The sequence below is a fragment of the Sphingomonas turrisvirgatae genome (genome assembly GCF_001721295.1).
GTDB classification, from domain to species: Bacteria; Pseudomonadota; Alphaproteobacteria; order Sphingomonadales; family Sphingomonadaceae; genus Sphingomonas; species Sphingomonas turrisvirgatae.
In genome coordinates this window covers 99,650-112,540 of the sequence record NZ_MDDS01000006.1, presented here as the reverse complement: position 1 = coordinate 112,540, position 12,891 = coordinate 99,650, and the positions used below count along the sequence as shown (strand labels likewise).

Sequence of the window (12,891 nt, the reverse complement as noted above, 5' to 3'; positions counted from 1 at the left end):
CGTTCAGGCCGGTTCGTCGAGCAGCGCGAGTTGGGTCAACGCCTGTTCGTTATGGTCGGTGAGGGCGGTGGGATAATCGCCGGTGAAGCAGGCATCGCAATATTTCGGCAGGACGTCTCGGCGTTCCGCCTCGCCCAGCGCGCGATAGAGCCCGTCGATGCTGATGAACGCCAGACTGTCGGCCTTGATGAAATCGGCCATACCCTGGACGTTCAGCTTGGCAGCGAGCAGCTTGGAGCGCTCTGGCGTATCGACGCCATAGAAGCAGCTGTGCGTCGTCGGCGGGCTGGCGATGCGCATATGCACTTCGGCCGCGCCGGCTTCGCGCATCATCTCCACGATCTTGAGGCTGGTGGTGCCGCGCACGATCGAATCGTCCACCAGGATGATGCGCTTGCCCGCGATCAGGTCGCGATTGGCGTTGTGCTTGAGCTTCACGCCAAGGCGGCGGACCTCGGCGCTTGGCTGAATGAAGGTTCGACCGACATAGTGCGAGCGGATGATGCCAAGCTCGAACGGAATGCCCGATTGTTGCGCATAGCCGATTGCCGCGGGAACGCCCGAATCCGGCACCGGCACGACAAGATCGGCGTCTACAGCGGATTCGTTGGCCAGCTCCGCGCCGATCGCCTTGCGCACCGAATAGACGGAGCGATCCTCGGCAATCGAATCGGGACGGGAGAAATAGACCCATTCGAAGATGCACGGGCGCGGCGCGATCGCGCTGAACGGGCGCAGCGATCGCAATTCGCCATCCTTGACGATCACCAGTTCGCCCGGATCGACCGCACGGACGAACTCGGCCCCGACCACGTCGAGCGCCACGGTTTCGGACGCGAAGATATAGCTGTCGCCAAGCCGGCCCATCACGAGCGGCCGGATGCCGAGCGGATCGCGACAGGCGATCATACCCTGTGGCGTCATGCAGATCAGCGAATAGGCACCCTCGATCTGCTTCAGTGCGTCGATGAAGCGGTCGAGCAGGTCGCGATAGCCGCTCGTGGCGACGAGATGGATGATCGTTTCCGTGTCCGACGTCGACTGGAAGATCGACCCGCGCTGGACCAACTCCCGGCGCAGGTGCAGCGCGTTCGAGATGTTGCCGTTATGCGCAACCGCAAAGCCGCCGCTCGCCAGTTCGGCATAGAGCGGCTGGACATTGCGCAGCGCGGTCTCACCAGTCGTTGAATAGCGGACATGGCCGCAGGCGACGTTGCCGGGCAGGGCGCGGATCACGTCGTCGCGATCGAAATTGCCCGCGACATGGCCCATCGCGCGATGCGTGTGGAAATGGGTGCCGTCATAGCTGGTGATGCCCGCAGCTTCCTGGCCGCGATGCTGGAGCGCATGCAGGCCCAGCGCAACGAGCGCGGCGGCGCCGTCGGCACCGGAAACTCCGAACACGCCGCACTCTTCGCGCAGCTTGTCGTCTTCGAACGGATTCGTGGTCAGCATCGGCCCTTCAGGGGAATTGGGTGAGCGATGGGCGGCCATATAGGTGGTCGAACCTGCTTTGTCGCCTGTTTGTCATGCGCTTGAGCGAAGCTGGCGTTTCGGACGGGCAACCGAATGCCCGGCGCGGCGTTCAGTTTGGTTGCGGTGGTGAGCCTAATTCCCCAGACTTTCGAGCCAGTCGATGATGGCATCGTTGCGTGATCGATTCTCTCGTTCAAAGTGACTTGTTTATCTCGTTTCCGCGGTGGAGAAGTTTTGAATAGCCTTCGCACACTCAATCAACAGAGAGGATGAGGACATGTACGCCAAGACTGGATCGATCGAGGGTGGCGGTTGCCCGGTGCATCAGCCTGGCGGGGTCCGTGCGCTGCTCGGCCGCACCAACAAGGATTGGTGGCCGGAGATGCTGGCGACCGAGATCCTCAATCCCAACGGCTCGTCCAATCCGATGGGCGAGGATTTCGACTATGCCGAGGCGTTCAAGCAGCTCGACTATGACGCGCTCAAGAAGGACCTCCATGCGCTGATGACCGACAGCCAGCCCTGGTGGCCGGCGGATTATGGCCATTACGGTCCGTTCTTCATCCGCATGGCATGGCATGCGGCGGGCACCTATCGCACCGCCGACGGCCGGGGCGGCGCGAACAGCGGTCAGCAGCGTTTCGCGCCGCTCGACAGCTGGCCCGACAACGGCAACCTCGACAAGGCGCGCCGGCTGCTGTGGCCGATCAAGCAGAAATACGGCAAGCATATCAGCTGGGCCGATCTGTTCATCCTGACCGGCAATGTCGCGATCGAAAGCATGGGCGGGCCGGTGTTCGGCTTTGGCGGCGGCCGCGCCGACGTGTTCGAGCCCGAGCGCGACATCTATTGGGGCAGCGAGGACAAGTGGGTGAACGAAGGCGTTCAGACCCGCATTGCGCCCGAGCATGGCATGCACGAGCTGGAAGGGCCGCTCGCAGCGATCCAGATGGGCCTCATCTACGTCAATCCGGAGGGCCCGGGCGGCGTCCCCGATCCGCTGCAATCGGCGCGCGATATCAAGGCGACGTTCGAGCGCATGGCGATGAACCATGAGGAAACCGTCGCGCTGACGGCCGGCGGCCACACCTTCGGCAAGGCGCATGGCAATGGCGACGCTTCGCTGCTGGGCAAGGCGCCATCGGGTGGCGATCTGGTCGCGCAGGGTTTTGGCTGGGTCAGCACGCACGAGAGCGGCGGGATCGGCGAGCATACCGTGACCAGCGGCATCGAGGGATCGTGGGTCAACACGCCGACCGAATGGAGCGAGAATTATTTTCGCCTGCTGCTCGATTACGAATATGAGCTGGTGAAGTCGCCGGCCGGCGCGCAGCAGTGGCAGCCGATCGACCAGAAGGAAGAGGACATGGCCCCGGCGGCTTGGGACTCTTCCAAGAAGGTGCCGACGATGATGACCACCGCCGACATGGCGTTGAAGGTCGATCCCGAGTTCCGCAGGATCAGCGAGAAGTTCCGCAACGACCACGAGGCGTTCAAGGACGCGTTCGCGCGCGCCTGGTTCAAGCTGACTCATCGCGACATGGGGCCCAAGATCCGCTACCTTGGCCCGGAAGTGCCGGAAGAGGACCTGATCTGGCAGGACCCGGTGCCGGCGGGGACGAAGCCGTCGGATGCGGATGTCGCGGCGGTCAAGCAGGCCATTGCGGCGAGCGGCCTGACGGTCAGCCAGTTGATCAAGACTGCCTGGGCATCCGCCTCGACTTATCGCAAGTCCGATTATCGCGGCGGCGCGAACGGCGCGCGCATCCGCTTCGCACCTCAAAAGGATTGGGAGGTCAACGAGCCGGCCATGCTGGCCAAGGTGCTCGAGACGCTGGAAGGGTTGCGCGGCAATCTGTCGATGGCCGATGCGATCGTGCTGGGCGGCGTGGTGGGCCTTGAAAAAGCGACCAAGGACGCCGGCTTCGGCGTCGAAGTGCCGTTCACCGGCGGCCGTGGCGACGCAAGCGAAGAATGGACCGATGGCGACAGCTTTGCCGTCATGGAGCCGGAAGCCGACGCGTTCCGCAACTATGTCGGCAAGAAGAAGCTGGCCGTGAAGGTCGAGGAGATGATGCTCGACAAGGCCTCGTTGCTCGGCCTGTCGGTGCCCGAGATGGTGGTGCTGATCGGCGGCCTGCGCGTGCTCGGCGCCAATCACGGTGAGCGCGGGCATGGCCACTTCACCAAGCGATCGGGCCAGCTGACCAACGACTTCTTCGTCAACCTCTATGACATGACCAACGTCTGGTCAGCGGCCGAGGGTTCGGACGGCGAGGAGTATATCGCCAAGGATCGCGCCGCTGGCGGCGAGACATGGCGGGCGACGCGCGCCGACCTGATCTTTGGGTCGAATTCGGAGCTGCGCGCGGTGGGCGAAGTCTATGCCGAGAAGGGGCATGAGGAAAAGTTCGTGAAGGATTTCGTCAAGGCCTGGACCAAGGTGATGAATGCCGACCGGTTCGACCTGAAGGGCTGGGTCGACCACGAGTGAGGTGACGGGCCGCGGCGGGCAAGGGCCTGCCGCGGCTCGCTTCCTTCGGCCGGAACGCTATTGTAGGCACGGCGGCATGACCGATGCCCGCGACTCCACGCTCGACCTCGACCCGAAATTCGATGCCAACGGGCTGATCACGGCCGTCGCCACCGATGCGTCGACCGGCGAATTGCTGATGCTCGCCCATATGAACCACGATGCGCTGGCTCGAACGCTGGAAAGCGGCGAGGCGTGGTTCTGGTCGCGCAGCAAGGGGCGGCTGTGGAAGAAGGGCGAGAGCAGCGGCAATGTGCTGCGCGTGATCGAGGCGCGGATCGACTGCGATCAGGATGCGCTGTGGCTGAAGGTCCAGGCGGCGGGGCCGGCCTGTCACACGGGCGAGCGTTCGTGCTTCTTCCGCCGGATCGAGCACGGGAAGCTGGTTCGCGACGCATGAGGCGCGCTGCCGCGACCGCCCTGCTGATGCTGGCGGCCTGTTCGGGCGACGGAACAGACGAGCAGGCGGCCGCCGGCCCGCCCGACCTGGAAACCGCCGCGATCGAGCGGGGGCTGATCCGCGATCCCGGCGACGGTGATATCAGCGGCCTCTATACCCGCGACACGGATCGCGTGTGCATCGTACGTGGTCCCGGCGGATACCGGATCGGCGCGTTCGTCGATTATGGCGAGGGGCTGAGCTGCGCGGGCAGGGGCGTCGCGACGCTGGTCGGAAACAGGCTGGCGATCGAGTTTTCGGCAGGCAATGGTTCGACGTGCGCCTTCGACGCCGGTTTCGATGGTGAGCGCATCACCTTTCCCGCAGCGCTGCCGGAGACGTGCGCGAGACTGTGCGCGCAGCGGGCGTCGTTCGCCGCGCTGGATGTCGAGCGCGTCAGCGGTTTGCGCGACGAGGCGGCGACGCTGCGCACGGCAAACGGAAAGAAGCTTTGCGGCGATTGACGTTAACGTAAGGTCGGCGTAAGCAGGCGGCATGGCGACGACCATGAAGCCGGTGGCCAGCTTTGCGCCGACCGAAGCCCGGCCCGACAAGGAGAGTTTTTCGATCTCGGACCTTTGCGCCGAGTTCGAAGTCACCGCGCGGGCGCTGCGATTCTATGAGGATGAAGGGCTGATCTCGCCCGAGCGGCGGGGCCTGTCGCGTATCTATTCGCATCGCGATCGTTCGCGGTTGGCGTGGATCCTTCGCGGCAAGCGAGTCGGGTTCAGCCTGGCCGAGATCCGCGAGATGATCGACCTGTACGATGTCGGCGACGAACGACGCACGCAGCATCAGGTAACGCTCGACAAATGCCGCGCGCGGATCGAGCTGCTTGAGCGGCAGAAAGTCGATCTCGACGCCGCGATCGCCGAACTGAACGATTTCGTCGCGGTCCTGGAGGGCCGGGCGACCCCATCCAAATAAGGACGAGAGATGCCGCAATATACCCCGCCCGTGCGCGACACCCGCTTCGTGCTCGACAAGGTGCTGAAGCTCGACCGCTATGCCGGGCTGCCGGCCTTCGCCCCCGCGACTCCGGACGTGGTGAACGCCGTGCTGGAAGAAGGCGGCCGCTTCGTCGCCGAAGTCCTGTTCCCGATCAACCATAGCGGCGACCAGCAAGGCTGCACGCGCAATGCCGATGGCAGCGTCACGACGCCGGACGGGTTCAAGGAAGCCTATAGCCAGTTCGTCGAGAGCGGCTGGGGCACGTTGTCCGCGCCCGAGCAATTCGGCGGGCAGGGCATGCCGCACGTCATTTCGACCGCTTTCCAGGAATATATGATCAGCGCCAACATGGCGTTCGCCATGTATCCCGGCCTGACTCACGGCGCGATCTCCGCGCTGCTGGTCAAGGGGTCGCCCGAGCAGCAGGCCAAATACCTGCCCAAGATGATCTCGGGCGAGTGGGGCGGGACCATGAACCTGACCGAGCCGCAGTGCGGCACGGACCTTGGCCTCATCAAGACCCGCGCCGAGCCGAACGCCGACGGCAGCTGGTCGATCACCGGCACCAAGATCTTCATTTCGGCCGGCGAGCACGACCTGACCGAAAACATCATCCACCTGGTGCTGGCGAAGACGCCGGGCGCGCCGGACAGCAGCAAGGGCATTTCGCTGTTCGTGGTGCCCAAGGTGCTGGTCAACGAGGACGGATCGCTGGGCGCGCGCAACGCGGTGTCGTGCGGCTCGATCGAGCACAAGATGGGCATCCATGGCAACTCGACCTGCGTCATGAACTATGACGGCGCGACCGGCTGGCTGGTCGGCGAGGAGATGAAGGGCCTGGCCGCGATGTTCATCATGATGAACGCGGCGCGGCTGGGCGTCGGCCTTCAGGGCCTGGGCGTGGGTGAAGTCGCCTATCAGAATGCGGTGCAATATGCCGGCGACCGGCGGCAGGGCCGTGCGCTGACCGGTGCGGCGGAGCCTGAGGAGAAGGCCGACACGCTGTTCGTCCATCCCGACGTGCGCCGGATGCTGATGGAAGCCAAGGCGATGACCGAAGGGCTTCGCGCACTGTGCCTGTGGGGCGGGTTGCAGGTCGACCTGGCGCATGCGGCTGAGAGCGAAGAGGAACGGCAGCTGGCGGACGACCTGGTCGGCCTGCTGACTCCGGTGATCAAGGGCGTCGGTACCGATGCCGGTTACAAGGTCGCGACTGACAGCCAGCAAGTCTATGGCGGGCATGGCTACATCGCCGAGTGGGGCATGGAGCAATATGTCCGCGATGCGCGGATCGCCATGATCTATGAAGGCACCAACGGCGTTCAGGCTATGGATCTGGTCGGCCGGAAGCTGGCGGCGAATGGCGGACGCGCGGTGCAGGCGCTGTTCCGCATCGTCGGTGAAGAGGTCGCAGCGGCCAAGGGCAAGCCCGAGCTGGCAAGCCTTGCCGAAGCCCTTGAAAAGGCGAATGGCCAACTGCAAGCGGCCACGATGTGGTTCATGGCGAACGGCATGAAGGATCCCAATCAGGTCGCAGCGGGCGCCTATTCCTACATGCAGTTGATGGGCATCGTCGCGATCGGCCTGATGTGGCTGCGCATGGCCGACGCGGCGGCGACGGCGCTGGCCGAAGGTGGCGATGATCGCGCGTTCCTGGAAGCCAAGCTGGTGACGGCGCGCTTCTATGCCGAGCGGATCATGCCCGATGCCGGCGCGCTGCGCCGCAAGATCGAGGGCGGTGCGGAGTCGATCATGGCGCTGTCGCCCGAGATGTTCCGCGCGGCGTAACGGTTTCGCTTGAGCGGCCGGCGAGGGGCGGCATAACCGGCGCATGCTTTTGCCGGATGTCCCGCTTCAGCCGCTCGAACGCGGTCAGCTCAATGCCATGCGCCTGAACGGCGCTGTGTTCTTCGCTGCGCTTGCGGTGGGATCGGCGATCCCGAGCTATGCGCTGGGCCGAAGTCTGGACTGGTTGCCGGTGTGGGCCGCGCCGGCGCTGCTCGTTCTGGCCGGACTGTGGTCCGTGCTGATTGCCGCGCCCCGTCGCTGGTCGCGCTGGGGCTGGGCGTGGACCGGGCGTGAGCTGCACGTGGCGCACGGATGGTTGACGCGCAGCCACACGATCGTGCCGGCAATACGCGTCCAGCATATCGACGTGACGCAAGGGCCGGTCGAACGGATGTTCGGCGTGGCGACCCTGGTCCTGCACACCGCCGGCACAGCACACAGCGAAGTCCATTTGCCCGGGGTTTCGCGCGACACTGCCGAGACGATCCGGGATGCGATCCGTGAAAAGCTGAGCAGCGAGCCGTGGTAGACGCGGGCACGCCGCGGCGCGTCCACCCGGGGACGATGGCAGTCGCCTTTCTTCGCAAGGCACCGCAGAACGTCTTCGCGATACCCGTCTTTGCCGGCTGGATGTCCGGCCGCGGCCTTGACTGGGCGTTGCTCATCGCGGGCGTTGCCGCGGCCGTCGCGCTGTTCTTCACCTGGCTGAACTGGCGGCGCTTCACCTATGCTGTCGGCCCGGACGAGCTGGTGGTCGAGCGGGGCGTGTTCAGCCTGAGCCGGCGGTCGATCCCGCTGGAGCGGATCCAGGACGTGTCGATCGAGCGCAAGCCGCTGCACCGGCTGTTCGGCCTTGCCGAGGTGCGGATCGAGACCGGCGGCGGCGATGCGGACGAGGCCGTGCTGGACAGCGTGTCCCTGGGCGAGGCCGCGCGGTTGCGCGCGGCGCTTCGCGGCCGGCATGTCGCCGCGCACCAGGCTGGCGACGAGGCGACCGTCACTGGGCCGCACGTCCTGCCCGTGGTTTTCGCGATGACACCCGGGCGAGTCCTGCTGCTCGGCCTGTTCAGCTTCTCCCTGGTCTGGCTGGCGGCGCTGTTCGGCATCATCCAGTCGCTCGATCAGTTCGTCGACCTGGGATGGGACCAGTTGCGCGACTATGCCGGCACGGCGCGCGAACAGGCACAGGCGCGGTTCAGCGTCGCTGCCGTGCTGATGGTGGCCGGAATCGCGATCGCGCTGGGCGTGGCCAGCGGCGTGGTCAGCACGATTCTGCGCGACTGGAACTTCACGCTGCGCGCCGGCGAGGGGCGGTTCCGCCGGACCCGGGGGCTGTTGACTCGAAGCGAAGTGGTGGTGGCGATGCGCCGGGTTCAGCTGGCGCTGGTCCAGCGTGGCCCGCTGCGCGGCTGGCTGGGCTGGAATGCGCTGAGCGTGCAGACGTTGGGCGGCAGCAACGATCCGTCCGGGCGGCAGTCGCTCGCCCCGCTGGCGCGCGAGGATGAGGTGGCGCAGATCGTGTCGATGGCCGGCCTGCCGCCGTTCGAGCGCTTGCCGCTGCGCTCGGTCGATGGCGGGCATGTGGTACGCGCGCTGTTGCGCACGGTGCCTGCGCCGCTGATCGCCATCGTGGCCGCCGCAATTTTTGTCACCCCGCTGACGCTGGTTGGGCTCGTCATCCTGCCGCCCCTGATCGTCTCCGCGCTGCTGCAGCGGCGCTTCCATCGCTTTGCGCTTCTGGAGACGAGCCTGCAGGTGATGCGCGGCGTCATCGTTCAGCGCGACTGGATCGTGCCGGTGGACAATGTGCAGGTGCTGACAGTGCGCCAGGGGCCGTTGCAGCGCGCGCTCGGCATCGCGAGCGTCGCGATCGATACGGCGGGGGCCAAGGGGCAGGGCGCGCCCGATGTGATCGATATCAACCTTCCCGATGCGCGCGAGCTGATTGCCGGGCTGATCGCGAAGCTGGATTAGTCCGCCGGCGTCGCCGCCGGCGAGGGTGAAGGCGACGCCGCCGGCGCGGGCGTGAACTGGCCCTTTCGCCGGACGCCGGCCAGCCCATCGGGAGGGGCCGTGCGCCTGGCTGCCGTCGCTGGATCGCCTGCGCCCACGCTGGAGGCCGGCGCTGCCGGGACGGCGCGGCGCATGCATTGCAGCGGGCTTGGCCGCTTGTACTCGGCGCAGTTCCACAATGCCCGGCCATAGCCTTGCGCTGAATCGCGCAGATAGCTGAACGACATGCTTTCAAGCTGCGCAGGCGTCAGTTGCGCGCCGGCCGAAGGCACCCTGCGCGGATCGCTCCAGCCCAGGAACTTGCAATAAGGCCGATCGCCACAGGTGCGGATCGCCAGTGCGGCAAAGCCGTCTTCTCCCAACTTGCGGTCGAGGGCGACGTAGAAGGTGTCCGGCTCGGCCGCCGCGACGGGCTTGGGGACCGCGGCCTCTGGGATGGAAGCTGGGTCGATAACACCATCGACGCCTGAGATGGCCGGGTCTAGTGCCGCGCCGGCGACGGCATGAGCGGGGGACAGGCGCGCCATCTTGGCGATCACCGGCTCGGCACCGGCATAGCTGCGGCGGAAGGCGGGCGGGGTGCCCCACCAGCCGGTCCACCGGAAGAAGAGGTGCGTGTTGACTTCGGCCACCTTGTCGCGGCTGGCGCTCCAATAGGGCACGACCCAGTCGGTGTGATAATGAGTCGAATGTCCGACCTTGGCATAGACGGTGCCGTTCAGCGCCATCCGGGCAATGTCGCGCGCGCGTGCCCACGCCGCGGGCGAGGGGGTTCGGGCCATCGCGCCGTCGCAGGTGAAGGTGAACTGGCAGCCGGTGCGTCGTTCCTGCCCCTGGAACACCACGCCGCAGATCGATTTGGGGAAGGCCGGATGCCGCATGCGGTTGATGATGACCTGAGCCACTGCGCGTTGACCGACCGCGTCGTCGCCAGCCTCATACCATGTCGCCGCGGCCAGGCAGTCGATCGCCCGTGCCTGATCCGCCGCCGACGCGCGCAACGAAAAGGCGCGCGCGGCAGGATTGGGCGCGGTCGAGAAGGGGACGGCGGCGTTGATCTCTCGCGCCGTTGCAGCCGGCAGGGCGGCGAGTTCGACCGGTTCGACCGCCGGCAATTCGGCCTTCGGCACGACGCGCTTGGGCCCGGTGATCTTCGCCAGCACCGGATCGGTCACGACGACCCGCGGTGCGTTCAGGACGACCAGCAACGGCGCGACGATCGCCGCCAGCGCGATGATCGCGAGCGCTGCCCAAAGACCGCGAGCGATCGTGGGTGGCTGACTTGATGGGGTATCGTTGGTCACGCGGGAGGAACGGTCCTGACGGCAAAACGGTCGCCGCGCTTAACGCAGTCGTGACGCGGTTGGAACCATCGGTCGGCGGCGACTCGCGCCAGCATCGCGCTGGAACGAGCCGCCGCGCGTCGAAGGTCAGCTTTCGGGCAGGAAGTCGGGAACGCTCAGATAGCGCTCGCCCGTATCGTAGTTGAAGCCCAGCACGCGCGAGCCGGGGGGAAGGTCGCCCAGTTTCTTGCCAATCGCTGCCAGGGTCGCGCCCGAGCTGATGCCGACCAGCAATCCTTCCTCACGCGCAGCGCGGCGGGCGAACTCCTTAGCGTCGTTGGCATCGACCTGGATCGCACCATCGATCGCGTCGGTGTGCAGGTTCCGTGGGACGAAGCCTGCGCCTATTCCCTGAATGGGGTGCGGCCCCGGCTGCCCGCCGGAAATAACCGGCGAGAGTTCGGGCTCGACGGCATAGACCTTGAGGTCCGGCCAGGCCTTTTTGAGTGTTTCGGCCACGCCCGTGATGTGCCCCCCCGTGCCGACGCCGGTGATGATGGCGTCGGGTGGCGAGTCGGCGAAGTCGTTCAGGATTTCCTGTGCGGTCGTACGGACATGGACATCGATGTTCGCAGGGTTTTCGAACTGCTGCGGCATCCAGGCCCCGGGGGTCGATTCGACGATCTCGAGTGCGCGCTCGATCGCGCCCTTCATCCCCTTTTCACGCGGGGTCAGGTCGAAGCTGGCGCCATAGGCCAGCATCAGGCGGCGCCGCTCGATGCTCATGCTCTCGGGCATCACCAGGATCAGCCTATAGCCCTTGACCGCCGCGACCATCGCCAGGCCCACGCCCGTGTTGCCGCTGGTCGGCTCGACGATCGTGCCGCCCGGTTGCAGGCTGCCGTCGGCTTCCGCCGCCTCGATCATGGCGAGCGCGATGCGATCCTTGATCGATCCGCCGGGATTGGAACGTTCGGACTTGATCCACACCTCCGTACCCGGGAACAGGCGCTGGATGCGGATGTGCGGCGTGTTGCCGATCGTCTCGAGGATGGTGTTGGCCTTCACGTCTTCGTCTCCTCAGGCATAGGCTCCACTAACTCAACGGGCGGGTCGAAGGTTCGTGCCCGCTGCAATTCAGGGAAGATACGCGCCCACAGCGCCGTTACCAAGACCGCAAGCACGCCGCCGCCGGCGGTCGCGATGACCGGGCCGATCGCCGCGGCCAGAAATCCCGCGCGCGCTTCACCCAGCTCGTTCGAGCTGGAGATGAACAAGGTCGAGACTGCGCCGACCCGCCCGCGCATGGCATCGGGCGTATAAAGCTGGATCAGCGAACCGCGAACATAGACCGAAATCATGTCGAACGCGCCGAGTGCGGCCAGTGCCACGAGCGAGACGAGGACGGCGGGCGCGGTGTCGCTGCCGACCATGGCCGGTCCCCACCATGCGGTCATCACCGGACCGGCCCAGCCAAAGACCGCTGTGGCGAGCCCAAAGCCGACGACCGACCACAGCATCTTGGTTCCGACATTGGTCTTCAACGGCCGCCACGACAGGACGAGCGCCACCGCGACCGCGCCGACCGCCGGCGCGGCGCGCAGATGGCCAAGGCCGTCGGCGCCGATGTGCAGGATGTCCCTGGCGTAGATGGGGAGCATCGCGGTCGCGCCGCCCAGCAGCACGGCAAACATATCGAGCGAGATTGCGCCAAGGACCAGGCGGTTCTGCTTCACATAGCGCAGGCCGTCGGCCATCTGGGCAAAGGGATTGGCACCGCTCTTCATGTTCGCACGAGGCACGCGCGTCACCAGCAGCATCATCGTCAGCGACAGGACGAACATCGCGGCCGACACCTGATAGGGCAGCGCACGGTCCGCGGCGTAGAGATAACCGCCCAGCGCCGGCCCGCCGATCGAGCCGACCTGCCACGCGAGCGCGCTTAACGCGATTGCGGTCGGCAGCGCATCCTTCGGCACCAGATTGGGGGCGAGCGCCGAGAGTGCCGGACCGGCAAAGGCGCGGCCGACGCCCAGCAGCGCGGCGATACCGAACAGCGCGGGCAGGGTGATCGCATCACTCGCCGTCAGCCAGGCGAGGAGCGACGCGCAGACCACTTCGAGCAAGATGGCCGCGCGAATGATCCAGCGCCGGTCGATCCGGTCGGCGACCCAGCCCGCCACCAGGGACAGGATCAGCAGCGGCAGGAACTGCGCCAGCCCGACCAGACCCAACTGAAGCGCGGCCTGCTGGACGCCCATCGTCTGCCGGGCGATGTCATAGACCTGCCAGCCAATCACCACCACCATCGACAGGCTGGCGAGCGTCGAGGCGAAGCGCGCGATCCAGTAGGCGCGGTAATTGTGGATGGTAAAGGGGTGAGCGGTCATCGGGTCCTGATCGGCCGC

General features: G+C 66.2%; 11 protein-coding genes. 7 read left to right on the top strand and 4 right to left on the bottom strand.

Annotated features, from left to right (window positions below; all coding sequences use genetic code 11):
• Positions 1–3: 3 nt before the first annotated feature.
• Complete coding sequence (gene purF / locus BFL28_RS02755) at positions 4–1,455, bottom strand: amidophosphoribosyltransferase (RefSeq protein ID WP_069319120.1); 1,452 nt, start codon at positions 1,453–1,455, stop codon at positions 4–6.
• 298 nt (positions 1,456–1,753) lie between these two features.
• Here purF and katG point away from each other — a divergent pair, with 298 nt between their 5' ends.
• The 7 genes from katG to BFL28_RS02720 all read left to right on the top strand — a co-directional run bounded on the left by katG (position 1,754) and on the right by BFL28_RS02720 (position 9,161).
• Entirely contained in the window at positions 1,754–3,970 is a 2,217-nt protein-coding gene (gene katG / locus BFL28_RS02750; protein ID WP_069319119.1) for a catalase/peroxidase HPI, read from the top strand.
• A 76-nt stretch (positions 3,971–4,046) separates the two neighbouring features.
• The gene (gene hisI, locus BFL28_RS02745) at positions 4,047–4,409 is read left to right on the top strand and encodes a phosphoribosyl-AMP cyclohydrolase (protein ID WP_069319118.1); all 363 of its coding nucleotides are present in this window, start codon (positions 4,047–4,049) and stop codon (positions 4,407–4,409) included.
• Entirely contained in the window at positions 4,406–4,912 is a 507-nt protein-coding gene (locus BFL28_RS02740; RefSeq protein WP_069319117.1) for a hypothetical protein, read from the top strand. The genes hisI and BFL28_RS02740 overlap by 4 nt, the downstream gene beginning before the upstream one ends.
• 31 nt (positions 4,913–4,943) lie before the next feature.
• Entirely contained in the window at positions 4,944–5,375 is a 432-nt protein-coding gene (locus BFL28_RS02735) for a MerR family transcriptional regulator (protein WP_069319116.1), read from the top strand.
• Positions 5,376–5,384: 9 nt separating this feature from the next.
• On the top strand, positions 5,385–7,187 hold the full coding sequence (locus tag BFL28_RS02730; RefSeq protein ID WP_069319115.1) for an acyl-CoA dehydrogenase C-terminal domain-containing protein: 1,803 nt from the start codon (positions 5,385–5,387) through the stop codon (positions 7,185–7,187).
• 43 nt (positions 7,188–7,230) lie between these two features.
• Positions 7,231–7,716, top strand: a complete 486-nt coding sequence (locus BFL28_RS02725; RefSeq protein ID WP_069319114.1) for a PH domain-containing protein — start codon at positions 7,231–7,233, stop codon at positions 7,714–7,716.
• Positions 7,710–9,161, top strand: a complete 1,452-nt coding sequence (locus BFL28_RS02720; RefSeq protein WP_069319113.1) for a PH domain-containing protein — start codon at positions 7,710–7,712, stop codon at positions 9,159–9,161. Before BFL28_RS02725 ends, BFL28_RS02720 begins: the two co-directional genes overlap by 7 nt.
• Here BFL28_RS02720 and BFL28_RS02715 read toward each other — a convergent pair.
• From BFL28_RS02715 to BFL28_RS02705, 3 genes are all read right to left on the bottom strand, one after another.
• On the bottom strand, positions 9,158–10,504 hold the full coding sequence (locus BFL28_RS02715; RefSeq protein ID WP_069319112.1) for a cell wall hydrolase: 1,347 nt from the start codon (positions 10,502–10,504) through the stop codon (positions 9,158–9,160). The two genes, BFL28_RS02720 and BFL28_RS02715, sit on opposite strands and share 4 nt — an antisense overlap.
• A gap of 126 nt (positions 10,505–10,630) precedes the next feature.
• The gene (cysK, locus tag BFL28_RS02710; RefSeq protein ID WP_069319111.1) at positions 10,631–11,551 is read right to left on the bottom strand and encodes a cysteine synthase A; all 921 of its coding nucleotides are present in this window, start codon (positions 11,549–11,551) and stop codon (positions 10,631–10,633) included.
• A complete protein-coding gene (locus tag BFL28_RS02705; protein ID WP_069319110.1) occupies positions 11,548–12,873 on the bottom strand; it encodes an MFS transporter in 1,326 nt (441 codons plus the stop codon). Before BFL28_RS02705 ends, cysK begins: the two co-directional genes overlap by 4 nt.
• Positions 12,874–12,891 lie beyond the last annotated feature (18 nt).

Bases quoted from the DNA above. Each gene is read 5' to 3' on its own strand.
- BFL28_RS02705 (WP_069319110.1), bottom strand. From the start codon at position 12,873: ATGACCGCTCACCCCTTTACCATCCACAATTACCGCGCCTACTGGATC.
- BFL28_RS02740 (WP_069319117.1), top strand. From the start codon at position 4,406: ATGAGGCGCGCTGCCGCGACCGCCCTGCTGATGCTGGCGGCCTGTTCG.
- hisI (WP_069319118.1), top strand. From the start codon at position 4,047: ATGACCGATGCCCGCGACTCCACGCTCGACCTCGACCCGAAATTCGAT.
- BFL28_RS02725 (WP_069319114.1), top strand. From the start codon at position 7,231: ATGCTTTTGCCGGATGTCCCGCTTCAGCCGCTCGAACGCGGTCAGCTC.
- BFL28_RS02735 (WP_069319116.1), top strand. From the start codon at position 4,944: ATGGCGACGACCATGAAGCCGGTGGCCAGCTTTGCGCCGACCGAAGCC.
- purF (WP_069319120.1), bottom strand. From the start codon at position 1,455: ATGCTGACCACGAATCCGTTCGAAGACGACAAGCTGCGCGAAGAGTGC.
- BFL28_RS02730 (WP_069319115.1), top strand. From the start codon at position 5,385: ATGCCGCAATATACCCCGCCCGTGCGCGACACCCGCTTCGTGCTCGAC.
- katG (WP_069319119.1), top strand. From the start codon at position 1,754: ATGTACGCCAAGACTGGATCGATCGAGGGTGGCGGTTGCCCGGTGCAT.